We start from the raw sequence: 23149 nt of genomic DNA on the forward strand, positions 1-23149 counted from the left end.
GACTACGGCGCATTGGGCGACACATCAACACTCGCCGACCCATCCGTCGTCGATGACCTCATCGATAACAGAATGCACAAGTAAGACACTGAAAAGTAACAGAACGGCGGGCCTTGACGGTCCGCCGTTCCCGTTTTGCGCATGCGGCCAGCTGAACCAAAACGTCTTGCTTGCCCGCTACAGAACCTCAGACGAGGTTAACCACAAAAGTCCAAAGTGCTTTCAATTTTAGAGAACCCGCTGCGATAGTCTTAGAAATATGTTATCTTTCTCGGGTGGGGGCCCACAGGACGGAGCATAGCAATGCTACTCGCAGGCCCGACTCCAGCATGGATCGCGCCCTTGGCCACGGGACACCCCCTCGGTTTGCCGGGCGCTCAGAAACAAACGACTCCGCAACAACGGGTGCAGCCGCTCAGCCAGTCCAACGGCGCGGCCTCTTCGAACACGCGCCAAGCACCGCCGATGCCGCAGGAATGGCGCACGAAAGCGGAGCCTGATCCGGCCACCCATGTCGCCCCACCGTCGATCATACAGATCAAGATTTCCCAAATGCTCGACGAGCAGGCCAACAAGAAAGGCCCAGAGGAGGACACCGACGTCGAACCAGCGACTGCCGATGCTGCCCCGGACGAGTCCGATCCCAATGCAGATGAGCCGGGCGCGGCGCTCCCGGACGCGAAACGCCCCCCGGTTCCGGAGGCACGCCAGGAGGCACAGACCGGCACCGAACTGCCCGGACAGAATAGAGCGGGAGCTGAGGCGGAGGCCATCAAACAAACGGCGCGAAACGGCTATGAAGAAGCTTCTACCCTGGCGCGGGCCGCGGTGTGACATCCGTCCGCCCGCGCAACCGGGCAGCGCACGGACGTATCAATCCCATTACCGCTCCGTGTATCACCGCGCGGCGCGCGATGCCGTTTTCCATGCAGCTGACCGGGGCGGCCCCGACGGACGTCGGCCCGTCGTGCTGAAAGGTCACCATTTCTGAGCGGCAATGCCCTCGATCCGGCGGCGACGCGCCATCAAGAACCACAACACCCTGATGTCCTGCCCGCGAGTCGGGCGTTCACCGCCGGTTTTCGCCCCTTCCCGCTTTTCCCCTACCACGCGGCTTTTCACCGCACGATGCTTGGCTTATAAGCCCCTCAGTCAGGCCGTTAGCGCAGAACCGACGGCTCAGGAATTTTGGTGAGGATCGCATGAGCAACAAGAACCACGAGGCGGACGTCGCCTTCATCAAGGCATTGGCGGACGTACTGCGCGACAACGATCTGACCGAGTTGCAGGTCAAACGCGACTACGGCGAAGATGACAGCTTGAACGTGCGCGTCAGCCGCATGCAGCCGCAGGCGCCGGTTGCCTCGCCCCCCCTGCAATACGCGGCGCCCGCCGCAGCCCCGGCAGCCAGCGCGGCGGCAGAAACCCTGCCCGAAGATCCTGCGGCCCATCCCGGCGCCGTGACCTCTCCGATGGTGGGCACCGTCTATATGCAGGCCGAGCCCGGCGCGGCGGCCTTTATCAGCGTTGGCACCACCGTCAAGGAAGGCGATACGCTGCTGATCGTCGAAGCCATGAAGACCATGAACCACATTCCCGCGCCACGTGCGGGTACCATCAAGCGGATTCTGGTCGAAGACGGCGCACCCGTCGAATACGGCGCCCCTCTTGTGATCCTCGAATAAGGGTCTGGGCATGTTTGACAAAATCCTGATCGCCAACCGCGGCGAGATCGCCCTGCGTGTCATTCGGGCCTGCCGTGAAATGGGCATTGCCAGCGTCGCTGTGCATTCCACTGCGGATGCCGACGCAATGCACGTGCGGATGGCCGATGAGACGATCTGCATCGGCCCTGCGCCCGGCTCCGAAAGCTACCTGTCGATCCCCGCGATCATTTCGGCCTGTGAAGTCTCCGGTGCCCAGGCGATCCACCCCGGCTATGGCTTTTTGTCGGAAAACGCGCGTTTCGTGCAGATCGTCGAAGATCACGGCCTGACCTTCATCGGCCCCTCCGCCGAGCACATCCGCATCATGGGGGACAAGATCACTGCCAAGGAAACCGCGAAAGCCTTGGGAATTCCGGTGGTTCCTGGCTCCGCAGGCGGTGTTGCGACAGTCGACGACGCCAAGAGGATCGGCGCGGAATTCGGCTATCCCGTGATCATCAAGGCCACGGCCGGCGGCGGTGGCCGCGGAATGCAGGTGGCCAAGGATGACGCGTCGATGGAGCGGGCGTTCATGACCGCGCGCTCTGAGGCAAAGGCCGCGTTCGGCAATGACGAAGTCTATATTGAGAAATACCTGCAAAAGCCGCGCCATATCGAGGTTCAGGTGTTCGGCGATGGCCAAGGCGGTGGTGTGCACCTTGGGGAGCGGGATTGTTCCTTGCAGCGCCGCCATCAGAAGGTGTTCGAAGAGGCCCCCGGCCCGTCCATCACGCCCGAAGAACGCGCTCATATCGGCGGCATCTGTGCCAAGGCCATAGGCGAGATGGGCTACTCTGGCGCGGGGACGGTCGAATTCCTTTACGAGGATGGGGAGTTTTTCTTTATCGAGATGAACACCCGTCTACAGGTTGAGCACCCGGTTACGGAGGCCATCTTCGGGCAGGATCTCGTGCGCGAGCAGATTCGCGTCGCCTCCGGTCAGAAACTGTCGTTCCGGCAAGAAGACCTTACGATCAACGGCCACGCCATCGAGGTTCGGATCAACGCGGAAAAGCTGCCGAAATTCTCCCCCTGTCCCGGCAAGATCACGGCGTTTCATGCGCCCGGCGGTCTGGGGGTTCGGATGGACAGTGCGCTCTACGATGGCTATTCGATCCCGCCCTATTACGACAGCCTGATTGCCAAGCTGATCGTGCATGGCCGCGACCGACCCGAAGCTCTAGCGCGTCTGAACAGGGCGCTTGGCGAATTGATCGTAGATGGAATCGACACCACTGTGCCGCTGTTTCACGCCCTGTTGCAGGAAAAGGACATCCACACCGGCGAGTACAACATTCACTGGCTGGAGAAGTGGCTGGAGGCCGGGGGTCTCGACTGATCCATGGCCGACGAGCATCGCGTCACCCCTGACCTGCTGCTACATGCCTACCGCTCGGGCATCTTTCCGATGGCCGAGCACCGCGACGATCCGGAAATCTTCTGGGTTGATCCGCGCAGACGCGGGATCATCCCGCTGGACGGTTTTCACATCTCGCGCAGTCTCGCCCGCGCCCTGAGGCGGGACAATTACACGGTCACGCTGAACCAGGATTTTCGCGGCGTTCTGGAAGGCTGCGCGGATCGGCCGGAGACGTGGATCAACGAAGAGATCACCGAACTATACAGCCGGTTGCAGAGCCTCGGGCACGCGCATTCGCTTGAAGTCTGGATGGAGGGCGATCTTGTCGGCGGCGTCTACGGTGTGACCGTCGGGCGGGCATACTGCGGGGAATCGATGTTTTCGCGGCGCACCAATGCCTCGAAAATCGCACTGGCCTGGTTGGTCGATCAGTTGCGGCGCTGCGGCTTTACTCTCTTTGACACGCAATTCGTGACGTCACATCTGGCATCGCTCGGAGGAATCGAGATTTCGCGCGGCGGCTATCGCGCTTTACTTGCCGAGGCTTTGGAAAAGGAGGCAGACCTGCTTTCCGCGCCGCTGGCGGACTGCGGTCAGGACGTAGTGCAGCGCATCACCCAAACGTCGTAACGCGAGTGATCAAGCGGATTGAGCGCCGGTGACGAGGCAACCATCCAGCCACGGTACACCGGCTGCGCGATGCCAGCCTCGCGGATCGTGATGAAGGCATAGGCGTCGCCAGCCGGGTTGCCGACGGGATAGCGGCATTCGCCAAGCACGATTTCAATCAGACCCTGCTGAGCCGACTGCCCGTTTGCCAAAGTAACGTCGGACACCTTCGCATTCAGCTTGTCGAGAACGCGCAAAACCGCACCGGTGCCGGGGTTGACCGTCTCCTGAGCCGAGAGAGGCCCCGAACCGAAAGCCACGACCAAAGCCGTGATCAGCGCGCGAAGTCTCATTCGCTGCTGCTCCCGCCGCCGACATACTTCAACAAGAGCGACAGCAGGCTGACCGCACCTTGCGTGTCGAGGATTTCATCGCCGGACTCAAAGTTGAAGGGCGATCCGCCCGGGCTGATCTCGATGAAATTGCCCCCCAGCAACCCTTCAGAGGCCACGATAATGGCGCTGTCGTCCGGGATTTCGATACCATCGCGAATGCTGACGACCGTGTCGGCGCGGAAGGTTTCGCGGTTCAGGTCGATATCCGTGACTGTGCCCACCTTGACCCCGGCAAGCCGCACATCGGTGCCAACGCTGACCCCCTCTAGCGAACGGAAGGATGCACGCAATGGATACTCACCGCCGCTGAAATCGAAGCCCGCGCTTTGAACCGCATAGAGGCCAAACGCCAAAGCGGCGGCCAACACGCCGCCGCCCACGAGCACTTCGGTGGTCGAATGACTCATTCGGGGCTCCATGCCTCGTAGTCGCTGCGATCGGCAGGCTGCACCCGGCGCAGGGAGCCCGCAGGCGCATAGGCCAGCTGCGTCCCGGTCAGGTTCTCATGATGCGGCTTTTCCCAAGGTTTATGCGCCAGCGGTTTTTCCGTCGGCAGATCATCAAAAGTGTGATGCAGCCAGCCATGCCAGTCGGGGGATACGCGGCTGGCCTCTGCCTCACCGTTGTAGATCACCCAGCGACGCTTGCCATCTTCGGTCTGGTAAAAGATGTTGCCCTGCTCATCCTCGCCGACCTTCTTGCCGTTGCGCCAGGTGTAGATCTGGGTGTTCAGGGTTTGCCCGTTCCACCAGGTCACGGCGCGGAGAAGTGTGTTGAGAATGCCCATGGACGACTCCTGTGTCTCTTGCTGCCCTGTATGGCGAAAAGCGGGCGCGGCGTCCAGTGTCCGACGTGCCGCAGGCGGCCCGTTGCGTGGCAGGATCCGGGAAAAAATCTGGCGCATTGCAAGTGCTTCTCCTAGCATTTCCCAAGAGCAGTGAGCAGGCGGAGCAATGACCGAGATCGCCACGGCGGTGGAATGCAAGGGGGTGCGCGTCCCACCCTCGCCATTTCTGACCGACACCCGCATCCGCCGGATCGCGGACTCTCGCTATGAGCGGGAGGAAATCGCCGGGGCGCTGGCGGTGATCGGCCCTAACGATCGTGTGCTGGAACTGGGTGCGGGCCTCGGCATCGTGGGCGCGGTGATTGCAGCGAATGCGAGGCCGGAGGCAATTTTGTCCTTCGAAGCGAACCCGGCTCTGATCCCGCATATCAGGAGGCTTTACGCCGCAAACGCGCTGGAGAGCAGGATCACGCTTCGGAACGCGGTGCTGCTCAGTACGCCGGATGCGCCCGAACACATCCCCTTCTATGTGCGAAACTCCTTCCTTGGTTCATCCCTGATCGACCATGAGGCGCGCGAAACGCGGGCGGTTTCCGTCAATGTCGAGCGATTTGACGTGGTGCGCGATCAATTCCGCCCGACTGTGCTGGTGATTGACATCGAAGGCGGCGAACTGGCGCTGCTGAGAGACGCTGATCTTTCGGGCATCCGCGCCGTAGTCATCGAGTTTCATCCCACCGTGTACGGGACCGAAGGCGCCAAGACCTGCAAGGACATCCTGCGGCGCAACGGCTTCCGGCAGGTCGATGCGGTTTCCACGCGCTTTGTCTGGACCTGCACCCGCGCGGTGGCCCCCTCGCAGCAGATGACCGCGCCGCCAAGCCCGGACGGCGGATGGTCCCAGAGTCTGAGGGTGATCCCCGCCGCGTTGATCCAGGCACCGGCAATGCGCGGCTTGGCTGTGCCGTCGGGTGTGATGACAGCGCGCGGACAGGACGTTCCGGAGGCGCCGCTCTGGCGCAATCGGCGCAGGCTCAACCTGCCATTCGCCGCACCGCAGGAATCGGTGGAGCAGATCGCCGGAACATGGCTCTGGGGCGGAATGCTCTGGACAAATTTCGCGCATTTCATCGTGGAGAGCAGTTGCCGCCTCTGGGGTCTGGATCACCTCAAGCGCGCGCCGGACGGTATCGTGTTCATCCCACGGCGGGACCGTCCGGTCGCAGATCTGGAGCCATTTCAGCGGGCATTTTTCGAGGTGCTTGGACTCAACCTGCCGATCAAGGTGGTGCATCCGGCAGCCCGTATCGAACGGCTCATCGTGCCGGGGCAAGGTTTTGGGCTTGGAGAGATCAGCGCCGGAACGCCAACTTTCCGGGCCTTTATACAGGGGCGATTTGGTCGGGACATCGCGCCGGAGGGGCTGGATAAGCTCTATATTTCACGCAGCGCGCTTGGGCCGAGTCGTGGTGCGTTGCTGGGCGAAGGTCGGATCGAGGCGTATCTGGCCGAACAGGGCTACGAGATTTTCCATCCTGAGCAACATGACCTTGCCGTGCAGATCGCGCGCTACAAGGCGGCGCGGCAGGTTCTTGCCAGCGAAGGCTCGGCGCTTCACGTCTATGCCTTTGCCTGCACCCCGGATCAAAAAGTCGGTGTGATCGCGCGGCGAAAATCTGTCGCCACGGATCATATCCTGTCGCATCTTCGCAGCTTTTCCGGAAAACAGCCATTTTTGTTCAATACCTTGCGCCGGGTTTGGGAGCATGGTCCATCCGGCCGCGCACGGCTGGCCATCGGGGAACCCGACATGCCCGTGCTGCACGCGGGATTGGTCCGCAACGGATTTCTCGCCCCCGGCCCCGTGTGGCCAGCCTTGAGCGAGGCAGAGGTGCAGACCACGTTAGGACCGGACTATTCCGTTCAGGTCCGTACTCGGGATGCCCGCTGATCAGCCCGCCGGGGCGAGCGCGGTCAATTCGATCTCGATACGGTACTTTGGGTCGATCAGGCCCGCTACGATCATCGTGGCCGCCGGGGGATTGTTTCCGAAGCGCTCGCTGAGCATCGGCCAGCAGCGCTCGAATTCGGAGGCATCGGGCAGGTAATAGGTGACGCGCACCGCGTCGGCAAAGGACGCGCCGGCCTCGGCAAGGGCCTTGCTAATAGTATCAAGCGCCGCGCGGCATTGCGCTTCGACCGTATCGCCCGCGCCGACAGTCCCGGCCACATGTACGAAACCGCCTGCCACCACCGCACGGCAATATCCGATCTTCTCTTCGAACGGTCCGCCGGATGAGATTCGTCTGATCATTGTCCCACTTCCAAAGAAAAAGGCGGGGTCAACAACCCCGCCCTACAATCCGTTGCACACGAAGACAACCTCAGCTCGCCGAGGCGCCTTCTTTCTTCTGATCGGCGTAGATCATCAGCGGCTTTGCTTCCGATGTGACGGCCTCATCATTCACCACGACTTCCGTCACCTCGTCCATGCCCGGCAATTCGAACATGGTATCGAGCAGAATGCCCTCCAGAATGGAGCGCAGGCCGCGCGCGCCGGTTTTCCGTTCGATGGCCTTCTTGGCGATCGAGGTCAGCGCGTCGTCGGTGAAGGAAAGCTCGGTGTCTTCCATTTCAAAGAGCCGTTGATACTGCTTGACCAAGGCGTTCTTCGGTTGGGTCAGGATGGTGACAAGCGCGTCTTCATCCAGATCCTCAAGCGTCGCCACGACCGGAAGACGACCGACGAACTCCGGGATCAGACCGAATTTCAGCAGATCTTCCGGCTCAAGCTCCTGGAATGTTTCACCGATCCCCGCTTCGCTGTCGTCACGCACATCCGCACCAAAGCCCATGGCGGACCCCTTGCCGCGCTGTTTGATGATCCGGTCCAGACCGGCAAACGCACCACCACAGATGAAAAGGATGTTCGTCGTGTCGACCTGCAGGAACTCCTGCTGCGGATGCTTGCGGCCGCCCTGCGGCGGGACGGAGGCCACGGTACCCTCCATCAGCTTGAGCAGAGCCTGCTGCACCCCCTCTCCCGACACGTCACGGGTGATGGAGGGATTCTCCGACTTGCGGGTGATCTTGTCGACCTCGTCGATATAGACGATGCCGCGCTGCGCGCGCTCGACATTGTACTCCGACGCCTGAAGCAGCTTGAGGATGATATTTTCCACATCCTCGCCCACGTAACCGGCTTCGGTCAGCGTGGTGGCATCGGCCATCGTGAACGGCACATCGAGAATGCGCGCCAGCGTTTGCGCCAGCAAGGTTTTGCCGCAGCCCGTGGGGCCGATCAGCAGGATGTTCGATTTCGCCAGCTCGATATCCGAAGACTTCTGCGCGTGGTTCAACCGCTTGTAATGGTTGTGAACCGCAACCGAGAGCACCCGTTTCGCCTTGGACTGTCCGATCACATAATCGTCGAGCACATCGCAAATCTCGCGCGGGGTCGGGACACCTTCGGAAGCCTTCAGGCCTGCGCCCTTTGTCTCTTCGCGGATGATATCCATGCACAGCTCGACGCATTCATCACAGATGAACACTGTGGGGCCGGCGATCAGCTTGCGCACCTCATGCTGACTCTTGCCGCAAAAGCTGCAGTAAAGAGTGTTCTTGCTGTCACCGCTTGAATTCGTCGCCATTTTGCACCTTTCCTGGCCGCCCTCCGTCCGCGGATCGGATCGAAGAACGCACCGTAATTTCGCACTGACCGCCCCGTTCCACACAGCTTATGGCAGGCAAATGGGGCGAGCAATCCGAAAGTTGGTCTCGCCCGTGGATCGGGCGAGACACTCTGTTTATTTGCCGGTCTCTGCGTCGCCGGTTTCACGAGAGGTCACGATTTCATCGATCAGACCCCATTTCTTTGCGTCTTCCGCATCCATGAAGTTGTCCCGTTCCAGCGCACTCTCAACCGCTTTTAGCGTCTGACCTGTGTGCTTCACGTAAATTTCATTCAGGCGACGCTTCAGCTTAAGCGTTTCCTCGGCATGAATCATGATGTCCGTCGCCTGCCCCTGGTAGCCGCCGGACGGCTGGTGGACCATGATGCGGCTGTTCGGCAGCGAGAAGCGCATGCCGCCCTCGCCGGCCGTCAGCAGCAGCGAGCCCATGGAGGCCGCCTGCCCGATCACGAGCGTGGACACCTTCGGTTTGATGTACTGCATGGTATCATAGATCGACAGGCCCGAGGTCACAACACCGCCGGGGCTGTTGATATACATGGAGATTTCCTTGGACGGGTTCTCCGCCTCAAGGTGCAGCAGCTGCGCGACGATCAGGCTCGACATGCCGTCGTGCACGGCACCGTTCACGAAAATGATCCGCTCCTTCAGCAGGCGCGAGAAGATATCGTAAGCGCGTTCGCCGCGGCTGGTCTGTTCGACCACCATCGGCACGAGGGTATTCATATAGACGTCAATCGGATCTTTCATCGGGGACCTGCCTGTTCGTGTCTTTGTGGATGCCTAAGGCCTAGGGGTTTACAGAGTCTTATTACTGCCCCCAGACACCCGCAAGGGGCGCTGGAAAAATCACCTTTCTTGTCGCGATTGCAGGCTGTGCTATTTAAGGCTTGAAGCAGAGCGATAGGGTTTGCATGCGGGTCTTGAACGATTTTCCACCGACGCGTCTGGCCGGCCTGGCACGGCTTGCCGATTTTGCCCCGCGTGCGGGCAGCGACTATGTGAAACGGCGCAATTATGACCCTGGCCCGGACGCGCGAAGCGACGTTTCAGGCCTGTCGCCATACCTGCGGCACCGCGTCATTACGGAAGAAGAGTGCCTGAAGGCGGTTCTGGCCCGGCACCGGGCCGGTGAAGCACAAAAATTTGTCCAGGAAGTGCTCTGGCGCAGCTATTGGAAGGGTTGGCTGGAGTTGCGGCCCGGCGTCTGGAGGCAATATCAACACGCGCTCTCTCAACATCTGGACGACATCGCCACGCAAGAAGGTCTGCGCGCGCGCTGGGAGGCCGCCTGCAACGGTGCAACCGGCATCGCCTGTTTCGACGCATGGGCAAAAGAGCTGACATCGCGCGGCTACCTGCACAACCACACCCGGATGTGGTTTGCCTCGATCTGGATCTTTACCCTGCAATTGCCGTGGGAGTTGGGCGCCGATTTCTTCCTGAGGCATCTTGTCGATGGCGATCCGGCCTCCAACACGCTGTCGTGGCGGTGGGTTGCAGGCATTCAGACCCCCGGCAAGACCTACCTGGCCCGGCCGGACAACATCGAGACTTTCACGGAAGGCAGATTTTCACCGGAGGCCAGCGCCCTCGCGACAAAAGCGACGCCGGTCGATGGCCCCCAAGTGCCAGAGCGCATCGCCCCGCCGGTACAACAATCCTTTGATCCGTCCGTGCCGACCGCACTGATCCTGCACAGTGATGACCTCTCGCCAAACTGGCTGCTCATGGGCGGACTGTCCCCTGTGGCGACGGCAACGATCAGCGGCCATGCCGGTTTGACACCATTGGCCGTGTCGCCGCATGTGATCGCCTGGAAACGGGCCGCCATCGAAAACGCCTGCGCGCGGTGCGATGGTTTGATCGGGCCGGTCTCGCACGGGCTGGGCAATGCCGAGGCAATCAGCGCTTGGGCACGGCAGGTCGGTGCGCAGCAGATCGTGACACCCTATGCCCCGGTCGGGCCAGTCGCGGATATCGTGAATGCCATCGATGATATTCCCGTCATCAAGCCGTTGCGTCCGCTTGATCTTTTGACGTGGCCCCACGCCACGGCGGGGTTCTTCAAGTTCAACAAAAGCATCCCCGACCTGCTGCACCAGATGGCAGGCAAACAGGCCGCCTAGCGTTCAGCCCGGAGCATGTCCGATTGGCAGCGCGTCGTCACAGCGGTGCCGGGCGCATTCCAGCTCAAGCGTCACATGGCACAGGCCATGGATCTCCATGAGCTGCCGCTTTACCGCATCCTTGATGGCATCCGCACGGCCCCATGACCCGGTTTCGATAACCAGATGCGCTTCGAGCGAGGCCCGGTGTTCGTCGAGCTGCCAAAGATGCGCGTGGTGCAACTCCAGGACACCGTCCACCCCGCCCGCCGTGGCAAGAACCGCATCCGGGGCAAGCTGAGGCGGGCTTCCGAGCATCAGAATACGCACGACGCCGCCGATCTCGGAAAACGCCATCCACAGGATATAACCGGCAATCAGCAGGGTCACCGCCGGATCGACCCAGGTCCAGCCAAACAGCAAAATGAGCGTCCCTGCCCCGATCACCGCAACCGAGCCAAGCGCATCCGCCAGATTGTGAAGAAACGCGGCGCGGATGTTCACGCTGTCTTTCGACATGCTGTAGGTCAGCGCCGCCGTGATCAGATCGATCACCAGCGCCACACCGGCTATGATGATCACCAGCCAGCCGGTCACCGGCTCGGGCGCAAAAAAGCGCATGATCGCTTCGTAGATCAGGTAAAGACCGATCACGATCAGCGTCGTCAGGTTGACCAACGCCGCCACCAGTTCCGCACGGCCATAGCCAAACGTCATGTCGGCATCCGCCGGACGCCGGGCGATCTTGCGCGCCCAGAAAGCGATGATCAGACTGATCGCATCGCTGAAGTTGTGCAATGCATCGGCGATCATGGCGAGACTGCCGGACAGCACCCCGCCAATGACCTGCGCAACGGTGAGAAGCATGTTGACCCCGACGGCAGCCGCAACGCGGCGGTCGCCGGATTCGGGGTCGATGTGATGATGATCGTGTGGCATGCGCCCAATGGGCCGAACTCGCTGGCGAACGTCAAGGATTCGCGCGAATGAAAGGCCACATTCAGCCGGGCCTTCCGTTCATGCCCTGCCGACCCATGAGAACCCGCGCAACAAAATCAGGCAGGCAAGAGACCAAAGGCGGCGGCGAGCGCGCACATAGCTCCGAGGATCACAATTCCAGACCGAAATGACATATCGTCTCCCACTCACACTCACGTTCCGGCCCAGCATTCACCAAGACACGCCCTGAGGCGATCGCAGCAGGCCACGATTCGATAATGCGACGAATTGCGAGTTGGGAAAACTGTGGGATTCCAGACCTCAAGCGTCTTTCCCGAACCGGCGGAGGGAGGACGCACAGAAAAGGCCGAGGCAACTGAACGCCCCGGCCCCTGATCGGCGCAGAAAATCGCAGGTTACTGGGAGACGGACTTCAGGAATGCGATGATGGCATCGAGCTCGTCTTCCTTGCGAATCCCGGCAAAGGCCATCTTGGTGCCCTTGGCATAGCCGCGCGGGTCGGAGAGGAAGGCGTGCAGGCTGTCCTCATCCCATGCGCCCCCCATCTCGGCCAGCGTACCGGAGTACTTGAAGCCTTCGACGCCGCCAATCTCGCGACCGACCACATTGTTGAGCTGCGGCCCGGTGCGGTTCGTGGCGCTGTCGCCCACCTGATGACAGGCCTTGCACTTGCGAAAGACCTTCTCGCCCGCGGCAACAAGCGCGGGGTCGAGCGCAGCAGTTGCGGCGGCGGCAGGCTCGACTGCGGCGAGCTCCGCAACCTCTGCAGCGGCCTGCGGCGCTTCGGCCTCTTCTCCCGGCGCGGCGGCGGCCTCGGCCCCCTCCTGTTCCGGCGTCACATCCAGAACCGTGGCGCGCATGGTGATCTCGACACTGTCCTTGCAGTTTTCCATGCAAGGCTCGGTCCGCCAGATGCTGTATTCCGTCTCTGCGCGGTCATCGACAATGAAGCCGTCCGCATTGGGCATCACGACATCGCCCCAAGTCGCCTTCGACAGCTCGAAGTCATCCTCGACGATATCATTGGAGTAGAGGATATAAGCGACGATGGCGTAGACCTCATCGTTCGACAGCGACTGCGCATTGCCGAACGGCATGGAGCGGTGCACGTAATCGAAAACGGTTGACAGATACGGCCAGTAACTGCCCACGGTCTTGAGCGGGTCGGCATCGGCCAACGTACCATCGCCGCCGGCCAGTTTGGGCCAATTTCCGACGCCTTCCGCGAAGGAGCCGTGGCAGACTGCACAATTCTCCTCGAAGATCGCCTCTCCGTCCAACGCGTTGCCCGATCCGTCCGGCAAACCGGTGCCATCGGGGCTAACGTCCAGATTCCACGCGGAGACCTCTTCGGGCAGGGCCTCGCGGCCAAGGCCAAACCGAGTGCCGGTGCTCGCCTCATCAGCATAGGCCGCCGACACCAACAGGCCGCTTGCACCATCGGTCGCTACGGTTTCGATCGCGCCTTGCGCTGCTGAAGGCGCGGCGGCGGCCTGAACCGGAACTTCCGGCTCCGGAATCGGAGCGGGCAGCGCGGCGAGGGTTGGCGGATTCTTCGGGAACCCCGCGACAGATCTGTCGGCGAAGTTGTAGGCGGCGGTTCCCAGAACCACGAGGCCGACGGCCGTGCCGCCAAAGAGCTTAAGAGACTTCGACATTTTCGGCCTCTCCATTTGTTTTCACATGCCAGGTCTGGATGCAGTTGTTGTGATAAATCGAGTTCAGGCCACGCACCTCGCGAAGCTGCGCCTTGGTCGGCTGAACGTAGCCGGTTTCGTCCATGGCGCGCGATTGCAGCAGCATTTCCTCACCATTCCACGTGGTGTCGAGATAGAAGCGGGTCAGCGCCTTATCCTCGCCATCCTTGGCCAACCGCGCTGTCTGCCATGTCTTGCCGCCGTCTTTCGACACGTCGACACGAGTAATCCTGCCGTGACCGGACCAGGCCATGCCAGTGATGACCAGCGGGCCGTGGCCGTGGGTGATCGGGGCCTGCGGGCTGGGCGAGGTGACGACCGATTTCGCATCCATGACCCAGGTCCACTTGCGCGACGTGCCGTCGGCGAGCGTGTCGGTGTATTTCGACGTCTCCTCGCGGCTCTCCACCGGGCCATCCATGACCTCGACGCGGCGCAGCCATTTGACCCACATGTTGCCTTCCCAGCCGGGCACGACAAGGCGCACCGGGTAGCCGTGCTCCTTGCGCAACGCCTCGCCGTTGGCCTTGAAGGCGACCAGCACGTCGTCCAAGGCCTTTTCCATCGGGATGGAGCGGCCGTTCGAAGAGGCATCCGCGCCCTCGACATAGACCCACTTGTCCTTGAGATCGCCCGCGGCATCGAGACCGGCCTCTGCGAGGATCGTGCGCAGCGGCACGCCGGTATATTCCATGTTGTGGATCATGCCGTGGGTGAACTGCGCGCCATTGAGCTGCGCTCCCGCCCATTCCATGCCGGTGTTGGCCGCGCATTCGAGGAAATAGACGTGATTTTCGCGCGGGAACCGTTCGAGATCCTCGTAGGAAAAGACCAAAGGCTTGTCGACCAAGCCATTGATCATCAGACGATAATCTTTCTTGGCCAGTTCGATTGCACCCGAGTGGTGGCGCTCGAAAGCGCAACCCTGCGGCGTGATCGTCCCGTCAAGCGCGTGGATCGGCGTGAAGTTGATCGAGCTGATCGTATCTGCGGTCAGCCACTCCACGTTGCGGCGGATCACGTCGTCTTCGAACTTGATGGGCAGGCCGTAGGGCGTGGCATCGACACCATCGCCGAGGCCAGTGGCCCACTCCTGCACCTCGGTGATCAGCGGGTCGGGCCCGGCGGCGCGTGACACGCCAGCAGCCACAGTTCCCGCCCCGATCGCAGCCGCGCCAGTCAGGAACTGACGACGCGACGCGCCCTTGTTCTGAGTGCTCATGCCAGTCTCCACAATTCAGATTGCATGTTTCCGGTAGGTCGGCCCGGCTCAGGGCCGGATGTAGGCGTATCCCTGCTCCTGCAGGTCCACGAGACGGACGACCCCAGAGGGCACGATGCTCGCCTCATCCAGCAAAGGCACTTCGGCCCCTGCCTTTTCTGACATCTTGCGATGGGTGTTGCCGCAGGCGGCAAACGTCAGGCTGTCGATCTCCAGCGACATGGTCGAAATCCGGTCCGCCACCGGGCTCTTGCCGTCGACAAGCATCAACAGACCCGGACCATAGGCCACCACTTCGATCACCACCGTGTCGCCCTGAGATGTGTAGTAGCTGTTCACGTTGGCCACATTGTTCAGCGCCATGTTCATCACGCGCGGATCGCCATCGTTCACATGCACGGCGATGTGATGGGTTTTGCCTTCGGCAAGCGCCCCGGTTGCAAGGGTTGCCGCGAGAGCTGCTGTCACAAAGATATGTTTCATGGTCCGGTTCTCCTCCTGAAAATCGACGGGCCCGGGCTCCGGATCAGAGCCCCGTCACCGCGACGCTGTTGTTCGGCTCCAACGTGACAGTACCAAGCTTGCGAATGTGGTTTTCGACCACGTCCCAGATCTGCGGCCCTTCGGTGCCTTCGTTCACGGAGGCCCACCCGGCGACCACGTAAGTCTTTGACGGATCAATCGCCTCGCCGGTCTTGAGCAAGGTCATCCCGGAGATGCGCTCGCCCTGCGGCTTCGACACGTCGCAGCGATAGGCCATGCCGCCGATCCGGACCATGTCGCCGCCCTGTTGGTAATAGGGGTCGGGGTTGAAGATGTTGTCGGCCACGTCCTCAAGGATCACCTTGATGAATTCACCGGTCATTTCAGAACGATAGGCCTCGCCGTAGGTCATCGACGTCACGTTCCAGATATCCTCGCGCGTGATGTCATCGCCTGGGATCAAGGACGGCCCCCAACGCACGCCGGGCGACATGGCAATGTCGGCCTCGCGCTCGGAAATCAGCGCGTCGCAGATCAGATCATCCCAAGAGCCATTGAAGTTGCCCCGGCGATAGAGCAGCGTGTCGGTCTGGCCGATGACTTCCTCAAGCTCGGCCTTGTAGGGCGCGCGCTGCTCGTCGATCAGCGCGGCGACCTCCTTGTCCGGCTCGATCACGTCCGAGAAAATCGGGATCAGCTTGTGGCGGAAGCCCATCATCCGGCCATCGCGCACGTCCAGATCGACACGGGAGACGAATTTGCCGTTGGAGCCGGACGCGATGATGATCGTCTCGCCCACCAGAACCGGTTCGGGCAGAGCGTCATGGGTGTGCCCCGACAGGATCACGTCGATGCCCGCAACCTTGCTCGCCATCTGCTTGTCGACGTCAAAGCCGTTGTGGCTCAGGCAGACGACCAGTTCGGCGCCCTGCGCGCGTACCTCATCGACCATTTCCTGCATGTTCTCGTCGCGGATGCCAAAGCTGTATTCCGGGAACATCCAGCGCGGGTTGGCGATCGGCATATAAGGGAAGGCCTGACCAATGACGGCGATCTTCACCCCACCGCGTTCAAAAAACTTGTATGGCGGGAACAGCTCGGCGGGTTCATCCCACTCGGCGTCGAAGATGTTCTGACCAAGCGCGGCGAAGGGCAGACCTTCGACAATCTCGGCCACGCGGTCGCTGCCAAGGGTGAATTCCCAGTGGAAGGTCATCGCGTCAGGCTTGAGCGCGTTCATGACATTGACCATATCCTGGCCTTCGGTCTTGTAGCAGGTCATGGAGCCGTGCCAGGTGTCGCCGCCATCAAGCAACAGCGCGTCAGGGCGCGCGGCGCGGATCGAATTGATCACGGTGGCCACGCGGTCCAGACCGCCAACCTTGCCATAAGCCTGTGCCAGCGAGGAGAAATCTCCGGAACTCAGCGCATAATGCGAAGGCGAGCCATCCTCGATGCCATAGAGTTTGCGGAAGTCGGCGCCGGTGACATGCGGCACCTGCCCCTTGTTGCCGCCAACGCCGATATTGATCGACGGCTCGCGGAAGTAGATCGGCTTGAGCTGCGCATGGATGTCGGTGACGTGGATCAGGCTGACATTGCCGAAGGTGTCGAATTCCAGGAGCTGATCCTGTGTCAACGCCTGCTGGGCGGCGAGCCGTGCCCAGTTGCCGAAACCGGAAGCCCCGACCATCGCCGAAGCTGCCATGGACACCTGCAGAAAATCGCGTCTTGAGATCATGGGAGGAACTTTCTTTCTCTTTCGCGACACACATGCGCATGTGTGAATGGGATGTAAGCAAGAAACCCCGCAGCCATTGATGACCGCGGGGGGCTGGTGGGTTTAGTTGCGGACCGAGGGGCCTTCGACCGACAGGCCGTTGCCACGCGATTTCACATAAAGCTCAAGCGCCACGAATTCCGGCGAACCGGCGCCATAGGTCTCGGCGCGGGTGTCGCGCACGCAGCCCTTGAAACGGCTGTGAACCCCGTTCAGCTTGGCATTTTTCAGACGATAGGCCGGAAAGCCGTTGATCTGCCCCTGGCTGAGGTGATCGGCGCGGATGTAGTTGCCATAGTTCTGCTCGTGGCAGTTGGCGCAGGACAGCTCGAGCTGACCGGTGCGGGTATAGTACAGCTCCTTGCCCTGCTCCCACGCCGCCTGAGCGGGACCGTCAATGGCCACATCGACCGGCATACCGCGGGAGTGCGACGTGATCATCGCTTCCATGTTGATCGCGTCGTTGGCGTCATATTTCCATGCGTCGGCGCTCATGCGCTCTGTGCGGCAATCGTTGACCTGCATCTGCAGCGTGCGGATTTCCTCGGCGCCATCATTCCATTTGGGATAGCTCGCCGCGACGCCCGCCATGCTTTCGCCGGGATCACCATGGCAATCGGCGCAGGACTTGCCTTCGCTGCCGTCGGCAGCATTCCAGACATCCATGGCCTGATCGACGAAGATCATGCCGGGATTGTCGAAATCATCCATCTCAAGCTGCTGTGTCTCGTCCGAGCGGAAATGCCAGCCCGACATGATCGTGTCGATGCCCGTATCCGCCATGTGATCGGGCGCGGCCGTCTTGGTCACGATCTCCAGATCGCCGTTGATGACGAGCGTGTCGTCATCCGCCCCGCCCGCCATCACCATGGGGGCGGCAAGCAGAGCGGCAACAGCCGTCAGTGCCTTGAATTTCATATTATTATCCCTCCCTAAAGGTGCCCTGCCCCGCCAGATCGGCAGGGCAAGAGACAGGCCGTCAGCCGACCGCGACCGACTTGGTTTCTTCGTAGATGTCACCGTCGTCGTCGTACCAGGTGAACTTGAAGTCACCGGCTTCGGGAACGGTGGCGTCGAATTCGAAGTAGGGGTTGGTCGAAATCGCCGGTTCCATCTTCACGTCGATCACGTTCTGACCGTTAAAGTCACAGGTGAAGCGGTTGATGATCGAACGCGGAATGGGGTTGCCGTCACCGTCTTTGCGCTGACCGGACTCCATTTTGTGCGAGATCAGGGTCTTGATGGTGATCACCTCACCGGCCGACGCCTTCTTGGGGACCTTCACACGGGGTTTTGCATCAGATGCCATGGTTCAAATCTCCTGTTGTGCCTCAGCCGCCGCAGCCGCCGATGGTGACCTTTACGGTCTTGGATGCGCGGCCGAACGAGCCATCGGCCAGCTTGGCAATGGCGATCACGTCCTGCGTTCCGGCAAGGCGAATGCGCGTGGAAGCGCTGCGCGACCCGGCAAGCGGACCGAAATTGAAAGTGGCGACACCCGGTGTCGGGTTGCCAGCGGCAAGCAGCAGGATCGCGGAAGCGCCCTCTGCGGCCACGGACACCGGAACGGTGTTGCCGTTTTCGGCGATTTCCGGCGCGGTGAGGTCGACGCCCCCATCCGCCACAGCGGCACCACCGGTGAATTGTGCAATAACGTCCTCGACCGCGGCATTGGCGCGGAACGGAAGGATCGTCATCAGCGCGGCACCTGCACCCAGTGCCAGCGTTTCGCGACGCGTAAAGTCCATCGTCTTGTCTCCTTGAACCCTAAGTTGGATCAGCTTTCCTTGAGCGTGAGCAGGAAGGCGACCAAGTCTTCAATCTCCTGTGCCGACAGGATCGGCGACAGCTCGCCCTTCGGGGCCTTGCCCGTGTAGCCATCACCCGGACGGATGAAGCCAGTGGTCTTGTAGAAGGCCGGCATCATCGTGCCCTCGAATGTCATCTTGGCGTTGGCGACAATGCCCCGCAGCTCTTCGGCCGAGCGATATTCGCCGACACTGTCCAGAACCGGACCAACCTCGCCCTGGAACGGAACATCCGCCAGAGCGCTCACCTGATGGCAGGAGACACAGTTGCCCTGCGACTTGGTCGAGAAGATCTTCCGACCGCTGTCCGCGTTGCCCTCAACGCCGCTCAACGACGTCTCGACCGCCCCATATTCACCGAACTGAACGTCACCGGGTGCCACCTCCTGGGCGTACCCCGCTCCTGCGATCAGCGTTGCCGCCACCGTGATTGCTGTTAGCTTCATTTTCCCTCCCTAGGCCTGACGCCGCCCTTGCAGGCCGTCGCTCCGATTTGGCTGGTGTATACCGTAGGCCACCGCACCGACATAACGCAACAACAAATTCACAGAAATGAATTAATACTTATGAAGCCTTAAGTCAGTCGGTTTTTCCGTTGTCGCGCTCCTGGATTCTACGGGCATGGTAGCGCTGAAAATCTTCCCCGTTATCAAGCGCATACCGCTTTTCCGCCACCCATGTAAACATGTCTAGGGTCGTTCCCTTGCCGAACGCGCCAGGCATGACCGCGACCGCCGCGCGGATGCCGGGTGTCTCATCCGGCACCGCCTCCGGAAAGAAAACGATGTTCGGCGTGAAAAGCACATTCCACTTCCGGGCGAGGTCCTTTTCGGCCAACGATTCTCCGTCGAAATCGGTTACCTCGGTGTCGCCGTGCAGGTTCACCTGAACAACAAAGTAATGATCCTCGATGTACGCGCTGACCTCGGGATTGACGAAAACCTCTTCGTGCATTTTCTGACAATAGATGCAGCCGCGCTGCTCGACGAAGATCACGAGGCGCTTGCCCTCCGAGTTCGCCTCGGCAAGGTCCTCTCGCAGGTCCTTGAAGGTGTCCCGCATCCACGGCTGCTTGTGCAGCCCGTCATCGCCGATCTCTGCCATCGCGGGCAGCGCCATAAGCAGCGCCACCGCTGCTACGATCCAATGTTTCACAAGATCTCTCCCATTCAGCTAAGCGATGTCCAACCCGGAAACGTGTCGATCATCCACTGTGCGATTACGTTCACTGTATTCGTCGCGATCAGGATGGCAAAAACGATCAGCATGACCCCCATTGCCTTTTCCACGTACTGCAGTTTGCTCCGATGGCGCGCGGTCCATCGCAGGAACGGGCCGGAAAACAGCGCGGCGATCACGAACGGTGCCGTCATACCCAGCCCATATACGAGCAGCAACAGACCGCCCCGCCAGATATCGCCCATGCCGCTTGCGATCATCAGGATCGAGGCGAGCGCAGGGCCGACGCAGGGCGTCCAGCCAAACCCGAAGGCCAACCCCATGACATAGGCGCCAAGCAGCGTCGTCGGCTCGGCCGAGCTTTCCATGCGCGCCTCACGGTACAGCAGACCGATGCGGATAACACCCAAGAAATGCAACCCAAAGACGAACAAAACCGCCGCGGCGACGTAGGACAACGTGTCCTTCCATTGGCCGAATGCCTGCCCGATGGCCGTCGCCCCCATGCCCAAAAGGACGAAAATCGTGGTGACACCCGCCGCAAAGAAAATCGCGGAAATGATGAGCCGACGCTGCGCACCGGGTGTGATGCCACTGTCATCGCGCAGCTCGGACATCGAAATGCCCGCCATGTAGCAAAGATAGAAGGGCACCATCGGCAGGATACAGGGCGTAAAAAAGCTCAATAATCCCGCAAATGCCGCACCTGCGAATGAAATGTCGAACACAGGCGACCTCCTTCTTGATCAATTCACATATTCAGATTATGTATTGCGTCAGTCAATAGACATTCGGTGTAAAATGGCAGTCTTCGGAATGGTTCTTGCTGCGGCACTCGCCCTCGGTATCGGGGCTGCGAGCGCTGTTGTTGCGGAGGTAAAGCTCGTGATGGTCGAGCAACCGGGCTGCGCCTACTGCGCCGCCTGGGACGATCAGATCGCGCCCGCCTATGACAAGACCGCAGAGGGACAATTCGCCCCGCTGATCCGCGCCGATCTGCAAATGGGTCCGCCGGAGGGCGTCACCTATGCGCGGCGGGTAAATTTCACGCCGACGTTCATTCTGATTGACGACGGCGTCGAAATCGCTCGAATGGAAGGGTATGTCGGCGAAGATTTTTTCTGGCCTGTTTATGCGAAGCTTCTTGAAGAAAACACCGACTTCGAACCGGCATTGAACTGAGGGACCCCGGAGCATGAGCCAATCACTGCCCGTTCTGCGCGACGATCTGAGCGAAGAAGAACTCGACACGATCGTCGACAAGGCGACCACGGCGTCGGCCTTTCTCAAGGCGATCAGCCACGAAGGACGGCTCATGATCCTGTGCCATCTGGTGAGTGGTGAGAAATCGGTGACCGAACTGGAAGACCTGCTGTCGGCCAGGCAGGCTGCGGTCAGCCAGCAACTGTCGCGACTGCGGCTTGAGGGGCTCGTCGTGCCCCGCCGCGATGGCAAGGCGATCTACTATCGCCTGGCCGATGATCGGCCGCGCAAGATGCTGGAATGCGTTTACGAGCTGTTCTGCAAAGACGACGACTGAGCCCGGCACCTCCCGGACGCGCTCTCTGACGTGTCTTGTAAGAACAGCTCAAACATAGCATAATGCTAATATGAAACGCTCAGGTCGGGAGGAGGCCGGACGTGTTTGAACTGCTTTCCGAACATCACTGGGTGGCTCTTTTCGGCCTTCTGGGCGGGCTTTGTCTTGGACTTGCCGCGCGGCTGGGGCGGTTTTGCACGCTGGGCGCCATAGAGGACGTGCTGTACGGCGGCTCGAACACCCGGATGCGCATGTGGGGCGTGGCCATCGGGGTCGCGGTGCTTGGCAGCTTTGCCCTGATGTCCGTCGGCTGGCTCGTCGACACCAGCACATATTACCTGTCGCTCCAATGGATGCCGATGGCCTCCATCGTCGGTGGGCTCGTCTTTGGCTATGGCATGGCGCTGTCGGGCAATTGCGGATACGGCGCGGTAGCGCGCCTCGGCGGCGGCGATTTGCGCAGCTTTGTCATTGTGCTGGTCATGGGCGTCTCGACCTATGTTGCCCTGTCCGGCCCGGTGGCCCCGCTGCGTGAATTTGCCTTTCCGCAGCAGGATCTCTCGCTCGGCGACACCCCGCCCGGCATCGCGCATTATCTCGGCGGCCTTCTGGGGATATCCATTCCAGTCATCGGCATGGCGCTTGGGCTTGTCATTCTTGGCGCGTCCGCCGCATCCCCCGCGCTCTGGAAAAAGCCGTCCCAGGTTTTCTGGGCCGCTGTGGTCGGTATCGGCATCATCATCGGCTGGGCCGGGACGGCTTGGGTGGCGCGAGAGGGGTTTGAAGCCCTGCCCGTGGTCTCACACAGCTTTGCCGCGCCGCTGGGCGAATCCATTTTGTGGTGGATGACCGGCTCCGCCCGCCCCCTCTCCTTTGCCGTTGGCTCGATTGCCGGGGTCTGGATCGGCGCTTTCATCGGCTCCAGCATCAAGGGCCATTTCCGCTGGGAAGCCTGCGAAGATCCTCGCGAGCTGCGTCGGCAGATCTTCGGCGCGGCTCTGATGGGTATGGGCGCGGTGACCGCGCTTGGCTGCTCCGTCGGTCAGGGGCTGAGCGCCTTTTCCGTGCTGGCGATCTCAGCCCCGGTGACCTTTCTGGCGATCTTTGCCGGTGCCGCTTTGGGACTGCGCCAGCTCATCGTCGGGTTCCAGCCAGCGGAGTGATCCACGCGATCAGTCGAATTCCCGAAGACGCGCGACATAGCGGGCAAGCGTGTCGATCTCCAGATTGACCCGATCCCCGACTGCGGCATTGCCCCAGGTCGTCACGTCCTTGGTGTGCGGAATGAAGTTGATACCAAAATCACAGCCCTCCACCTCGTTCACCGTCAGGGACGTGCCGTTGAGCGCGACCGACCCCTTCGGCGCGATATACCGGGCAAGGCGATCCGGCGCGCGCAGGGTTACGCGGGTGCTGTCGCCCTCGTTACGCATGGCGATGATCTCCGCCACCCCATCGACGTGCCCGGAAACGATATGGCCACCAAGCTCGTCGCCCACCTTCAGGGCACGCTCCAGGTTGATCCGCCGTCCGAGGGCCCAGACATCGAGGTTCGTCTTTGAGACAGACTCCGCGCTGATCTCCACGTCGAACCAATCGTCCCCGAGAGAAATCACGGTGAGGCACACGCCGTCACAGGCGATGGACGCGCCGATCTCGATGCCATTGGTGTCATAGGCGGTGCCGATGCGCGCCCGCAGATCGCCGCGCTGTTCCAAGGCGCGGATTTCGCCCATATCGGTGACGATGCCTGTAAACATGGAAGCTCCCGCTGGCACTGGCAAATCCGGGCCTTATTTTCGCCGGGTTCCGCCGTTAATAAA

Annotated in this window: 27 protein-coding genes; 9 read left to right on the plus strand and 18 right to left on the minus strand. The window is 61.2% G+C overall.

The genetic code is table 11. The annotated features are described in order from the left end of the window. The first annotated feature begins 465 nt into the window (after positions 1 to 465). From ACN2XU_RS11500 to aat, 4 genes are all read left to right on the plus strand, one after another. The gene (locus ACN2XU_RS11500) at positions 466 to 834 is read left to right on the plus strand and encodes a hypothetical protein (RefSeq protein ID WP_419410585.1); all 369 of its coding nucleotides are present in this window, start codon (positions 466 to 468) and stop codon (positions 832 to 834) included. Between the two features lie 368 nt (positions 835 to 1202). Then, positions 1203 to 1685, plus strand: coding sequence for an acetyl-CoA carboxylase biotin carboxyl carrier protein (gene accB, locus ACN2XU_RS11505; protein WP_419410586.1), 483 nt, complete (start codon positions 1203 to 1205; stop codon positions 1683 to 1685). Positions 1686 to 1695: 10 nt separating this feature from the next. Next, a complete protein-coding gene (gene accC, locus ACN2XU_RS11510) occupies positions 1696 to 3045 on the plus strand; it encodes an acetyl-CoA carboxylase biotin carboxylase subunit (RefSeq protein WP_419410587.1) in 1350 nt (449 codons plus the stop codon). Positions 3046 to 3048: 3 nt separating this feature from the next. Next, positions 3049 to 3696: a leucyl/phenylalanyl-tRNA--protein transferase gene (aat, locus tag ACN2XU_RS11515; protein ID WP_419410588.1), complete on the plus strand. Its 648-nt coding sequence runs from the start codon at positions 3049 to 3051 to the stop codon at positions 3694 to 3696. Here aat and ACN2XU_RS11520 read toward each other — a convergent pair. The 3 genes from ACN2XU_RS11520 to ACN2XU_RS11530 are packed head-to-tail and all read right to left on the minus strand — an operon-like array spanning position 3660 to position 4857. Next, a complete protein-coding gene (locus ACN2XU_RS11520) occupies positions 3660 to 4028 on the minus strand; it encodes a DUF2155 domain-containing protein (RefSeq protein WP_419410589.1) in 369 nt (122 codons plus the stop codon). The genes aat and ACN2XU_RS11520 overlap by 37 nt on opposite strands. Next, the gene (gene mlaD, locus ACN2XU_RS11525) at positions 4025 to 4477 is read right to left on the minus strand and encodes an outer membrane lipid asymmetry maintenance protein MlaD (RefSeq protein WP_419410590.1); all 453 of its coding nucleotides are present in this window, start codon (positions 4475 to 4477) and stop codon (positions 4025 to 4027) included. The genes ACN2XU_RS11520 and mlaD overlap by 4 nt, the downstream gene beginning before the upstream one ends. Then, positions 4474 to 4857 carry an NADH:ubiquinone oxidoreductase subunit NDUFA12 gene (locus ACN2XU_RS11530; protein ID WP_419410591.1) on the minus strand — a complete coding sequence of 128 codons (384 nt, stop codon included), beginning with the start codon at positions 4855 to 4857 and terminating at the stop codon, positions 4474 to 4476. Before ACN2XU_RS11530 ends, mlaD begins: the two co-directional genes overlap by 4 nt. A gap of 166 nt (positions 4858 to 5023) precedes the next feature. Here ACN2XU_RS11530 and ACN2XU_RS11535 point away from each other — a divergent pair, with 166 nt between their 5' ends. Next, positions 5024 to 6808, plus strand: coding sequence for an FkbM family methyltransferase (locus tag ACN2XU_RS11535; protein ID WP_419410592.1), 1785 nt, complete (start codon positions 5024 to 5026; stop codon positions 6806 to 6808). Here the strand turns inward: ACN2XU_RS11535 and ACN2XU_RS11540 are convergent, their stop codons facing one another. The 3 genes from ACN2XU_RS11540 to ACN2XU_RS11550 form a co-directional block, all read right to left on the minus strand. Continuing rightward, positions 6809 to 7171, minus strand: a complete 363-nt coding sequence (locus tag ACN2XU_RS11540) for a RidA family protein (protein ID WP_419410593.1) — start codon at positions 7169 to 7171, stop codon at positions 6809 to 6811. It abuts the gene before it with no gap. 70 nt (positions 7172 to 7241) lie between these two features. Then, positions 7242 to 8507 carry an ATP-dependent Clp protease ATP-binding subunit ClpX gene (clpX, locus tag ACN2XU_RS11545; protein WP_419410594.1) on the minus strand — a complete coding sequence of 422 codons (1266 nt, stop codon included), beginning with the start codon at positions 8505 to 8507 and terminating at the stop codon, positions 7242 to 7244. A gap of 156 nt (positions 8508 to 8663) precedes the next feature. Next, positions 8664 to 9299: an ATP-dependent Clp protease proteolytic subunit gene (locus tag ACN2XU_RS11550; RefSeq protein WP_419410595.1), complete on the minus strand. Its 636-nt coding sequence runs from the start codon at positions 9297 to 9299 to the stop codon at positions 8664 to 8666. 173 nt (positions 9300 to 9472) lie between these two features. Here ACN2XU_RS11550 and ACN2XU_RS11555 point away from each other — a divergent pair, with 173 nt between their 5' ends. Next, positions 9473 to 10678, plus strand: coding sequence for an FAD-binding domain-containing protein (locus tag ACN2XU_RS11555; RefSeq protein ID WP_419410596.1), 1206 nt, complete (start codon positions 9473 to 9475; stop codon positions 10676 to 10678). Positions 10679 to 10681: 3 nt separating this feature from the next. Here the strand turns inward: ACN2XU_RS11555 and ACN2XU_RS11560 are convergent, their stop codons facing one another. From ACN2XU_RS11560 to ACN2XU_RS11610, 11 genes are all read right to left on the minus strand, one after another. Then, the gene (locus ACN2XU_RS11560) at positions 10682 to 11596 is read right to left on the minus strand and encodes a cation diffusion facilitator family transporter (protein WP_419410597.1); all 915 of its coding nucleotides are present in this window, start codon (positions 11594 to 11596) and stop codon (positions 10682 to 10684) included. 416 nt (positions 11597 to 12012) lie between these two features. Next, a complete protein-coding gene (locus tag ACN2XU_RS11565) occupies positions 12013 to 13275 on the minus strand; it encodes a c-type cytochrome (RefSeq protein ID WP_419410598.1) in 1263 nt (420 codons plus the stop codon). Further along, positions 13259 to 14536 carry a sulfite dehydrogenase gene (gene soxC / locus ACN2XU_RS11570; RefSeq protein WP_419410599.1) on the minus strand — a complete coding sequence of 426 codons (1278 nt, stop codon included), beginning with the start codon at positions 14534 to 14536 and terminating at the stop codon, positions 13259 to 13261. The genes ACN2XU_RS11565 and soxC overlap by 17 nt, the downstream gene beginning before the upstream one ends. Positions 14537 to 14584: 48 nt before the next feature. Next, positions 14585 to 15019 (minus strand): DsrE family protein, encoded by a 435-nt coding sequence (locus tag ACN2XU_RS11575; RefSeq protein WP_419410600.1) that lies wholly within the window; start codon positions 15017 to 15019, stop codon positions 14585 to 14587. Positions 15020 to 15062: 43 nt separating this feature from the next. Continuing rightward, positions 15063 to 16760, minus strand: a complete 1698-nt coding sequence (gene soxB, locus ACN2XU_RS11580) for a thiosulfohydrolase SoxB (protein ID WP_419410601.1) — start codon at positions 16758 to 16760, stop codon at positions 15063 to 15065. 102 nt (positions 16761 to 16862) lie between these two features. After that, positions 16863 to 17717, minus strand: a complete 855-nt coding sequence (soxA, locus tag ACN2XU_RS11585) for a sulfur oxidation c-type cytochrome SoxA (protein ID WP_419410602.1) — start codon at positions 17715 to 17717, stop codon at positions 16863 to 16865. A 61-nt stretch (positions 17718 to 17778) separates the two neighbouring features. Then, positions 17779 to 18108, minus strand: a complete 330-nt coding sequence (gene soxZ, locus ACN2XU_RS11590) for a thiosulfate oxidation carrier complex protein SoxZ (RefSeq protein WP_419410603.1) — start codon at positions 18106 to 18108, stop codon at positions 17779 to 17781. Between the two features lie 22 nt (positions 18109 to 18130). Continuing rightward, positions 18131 to 18547 carry a thiosulfate oxidation carrier protein SoxY gene (gene soxY / locus ACN2XU_RS11595; protein ID WP_419410604.1) on the minus strand — a complete coding sequence of 139 codons (417 nt, stop codon included), beginning with the start codon at positions 18545 to 18547 and terminating at the stop codon, positions 18131 to 18133. Positions 18548 to 18576: 29 nt separating this feature from the next. Then, positions 18577 to 19053 (minus strand): sulfur oxidation c-type cytochrome SoxX, encoded by a 477-nt coding sequence (gene soxX / locus ACN2XU_RS11600; RefSeq protein WP_419410605.1) that lies wholly within the window; start codon positions 19051 to 19053, stop codon positions 18577 to 18579. Between the two features lie 133 nt (positions 19054 to 19186). Then, the gene (locus tag ACN2XU_RS11605; RefSeq protein ID WP_419410606.1) at positions 19187 to 19762 is read right to left on the minus strand and encodes a thioredoxin family protein; all 576 of its coding nucleotides are present in this window, start codon (positions 19760 to 19762) and stop codon (positions 19187 to 19189) included. A gap of 14 nt (positions 19763 to 19776) precedes the next feature. Next, positions 19777 to 20514, minus strand: a complete 738-nt coding sequence (locus ACN2XU_RS11610; protein WP_419410607.1) for a cytochrome c biogenesis CcdA family protein — start codon at positions 20512 to 20514, stop codon at positions 19777 to 19779. An 88-nt stretch (positions 20515 to 20602) separates the two neighbouring features. On the opposite strand from ACN2XU_RS11610, the gene ACN2XU_RS11615 reads away from it, so the two are divergent. The 3 genes from ACN2XU_RS11615 (at position 20603) to ACN2XU_RS11625 (ending at position 22489) form a co-directional block, all read left to right on the plus strand. Then, positions 20603 to 20968 carry a thioredoxin fold domain-containing protein gene (locus tag ACN2XU_RS11615; protein ID WP_419410770.1) on the plus strand — a complete coding sequence of 122 codons (366 nt, stop codon included), beginning with the start codon at positions 20603 to 20605 and terminating at the stop codon, positions 20966 to 20968. A 13-nt stretch (positions 20969 to 20981) separates the two neighbouring features. Next, a complete protein-coding gene (locus ACN2XU_RS11620) occupies positions 20982 to 21326 on the plus strand; it encodes an ArsR/SmtB family transcription factor (protein ID WP_419410608.1) in 345 nt (114 codons plus the stop codon). A gap of 101 nt (positions 21327 to 21427) precedes the next feature. Then, positions 21428 to 22489: a YeeE/YedE family protein gene (locus ACN2XU_RS11625; protein WP_419410609.1), complete on the plus strand. Its 1062-nt coding sequence runs from the start codon at positions 21428 to 21430 to the stop codon at positions 22487 to 22489. Between the two features lie 9 nt (positions 22490 to 22498). Here ACN2XU_RS11625 and ACN2XU_RS11630 read toward each other — a convergent pair whose 3' ends face one another. Beyond that, complete coding sequence (locus ACN2XU_RS11630; protein ID WP_419410610.1) at positions 22499 to 23086, minus strand: riboflavin synthase; 588 nt, start codon at positions 23084 to 23086, stop codon at positions 22499 to 22501. Between the last annotated feature and the right edge of the window lie 63 nt (positions 23087 to 23149).

This window comes from Pacificoceanicola niger (assembly GCF_048553275.1).
Lineage (GTDB): Bacteria > Pseudomonadota > Alphaproteobacteria > Rhodobacterales > Rhodobacteraceae > Pacificoceanicola.

Bases quoted from the DNA above. Each gene is read 5' to 3' on its own strand.
- ACN2XU_RS11500 (WP_419410585.1), top strand. From the start codon at position 466: ATGCCGCAGGAATGGCGCACGAAAGCGGAGCCTGATCCGGCCACCCAT.
- accB (WP_419410586.1), top strand. From the start codon at position 1,203: ATGAGCAACAAGAACCACGAGGCGGACGTCGCCTTCATCAAGGCATTG.
- accC (WP_419410587.1), top strand. From the start codon at position 1,696: ATGTTTGACAAAATCCTGATCGCCAACCGCGGCGAGATCGCCCTGCGT.
- aat (WP_419410588.1), top strand. From the start codon at position 3,049: ATGGCCGACGAGCATCGCGTCACCCCTGACCTGCTGCTACATGCCTAC.
- ACN2XU_RS11520 (WP_419410589.1), bottom strand. From the start codon at position 4,028: ATGAGACTTCGCGCGCTGATCACGGCTTTGGTCGTGGCTTTCGGTTCG.
- mlaD (WP_419410590.1), bottom strand. From the start codon at position 4,477: ATGAGTCATTCGACCACCGAAGTGCTCGTGGGCGGCGGCGTGTTGGCC.
- ACN2XU_RS11530 (WP_419410591.1), bottom strand. From the start codon at position 4,857: ATGGGCATTCTCAACACACTTCTCCGCGCCGTGACCTGGTGGAACGGG.
- ACN2XU_RS11535 (WP_419410592.1), top strand. From the start codon at position 5,024: ATGACCGAGATCGCCACGGCGGTGGAATGCAAGGGGGTGCGCGTCCCA.
- ACN2XU_RS11540 (WP_419410593.1), bottom strand. From the start codon at position 7,171: ATGATCAGACGAATCTCATCCGGCGGACCGTTCGAAGAGAAGATCGGA.
- clpX (WP_419410594.1), bottom strand. From the start codon at position 8,507: ATGGCGACGAATTCAAGCGGTGACAGCAAGAACACTCTTTACTGCAGC.
- ACN2XU_RS11550 (WP_419410595.1), bottom strand. From the start codon at position 9,299: ATGAAAGATCCGATTGACGTCTATATGAATACCCTCGTGCCGATGGTG.
- ACN2XU_RS11560 (WP_419410597.1), bottom strand. From the start codon at position 11,596: ATGCCACACGATCATCATCACATCGACCCCGAATCCGGCGACCGCCGC.
- ACN2XU_RS11565 (WP_419410598.1), bottom strand. From the start codon at position 13,275: ATGTCGAAGTCTCTTAAGCTCTTTGGCGGCACGGCCGTCGGCCTCGTG.
- soxC (WP_419410599.1), bottom strand. From the start codon at position 14,536: ATGAGCACTCAGAACAAGGGCGCGTCGCGTCGTCAGTTCCTGACTGGC.
- ACN2XU_RS11575 (WP_419410600.1), bottom strand. From the start codon at position 15,019: ATGAAACATATCTTTGTGACAGCAGCTCTCGCGGCAACCCTTGCAACC.
- soxB (WP_419410601.1), bottom strand. From the start codon at position 16,760: ATGATCTCAAGACGCGATTTTCTGCAGGTGTCCATGGCAGCTTCGGCG.
- soxA (WP_419410602.1), bottom strand. From the start codon at position 17,717: ATGAAATTCAAGGCACTGACGGCTGTTGCCGCTCTGCTTGCCGCCCCC.
- soxZ (WP_419410603.1), bottom strand. From the start codon at position 18,108: ATGGCATCTGATGCAAAACCCCGTGTGAAGGTCCCCAAGAAGGCGTCG.
- soxY (WP_419410604.1), bottom strand. From the start codon at position 18,547: ATGGACTTTACGCGTCGCGAAACGCTGGCACTGGGTGCAGGTGCCGCG.
- soxX (WP_419410605.1), bottom strand. From the start codon at position 19,053: ATGAAGCTAACAGCAATCACGGTGGCGGCAACGCTGATCGCAGGAGCG.
- ACN2XU_RS11615 (WP_419410770.1), top strand. From the start codon at position 20,603: ATGGTTCTTGCTGCGGCACTCGCCCTCGGTATCGGGGCTGCGAGCGCT.
- ACN2XU_RS11620 (WP_419410608.1), top strand. From the start codon at position 20,982: ATGAGCCAATCACTGCCCGTTCTGCGCGACGATCTGAGCGAAGAAGAA.
- ACN2XU_RS11630 (WP_419410610.1), bottom strand. From the start codon at position 23,086: ATGTTTACAGGCATCGTCACCGATATGGGCGAAATCCGCGCCTTGGAA.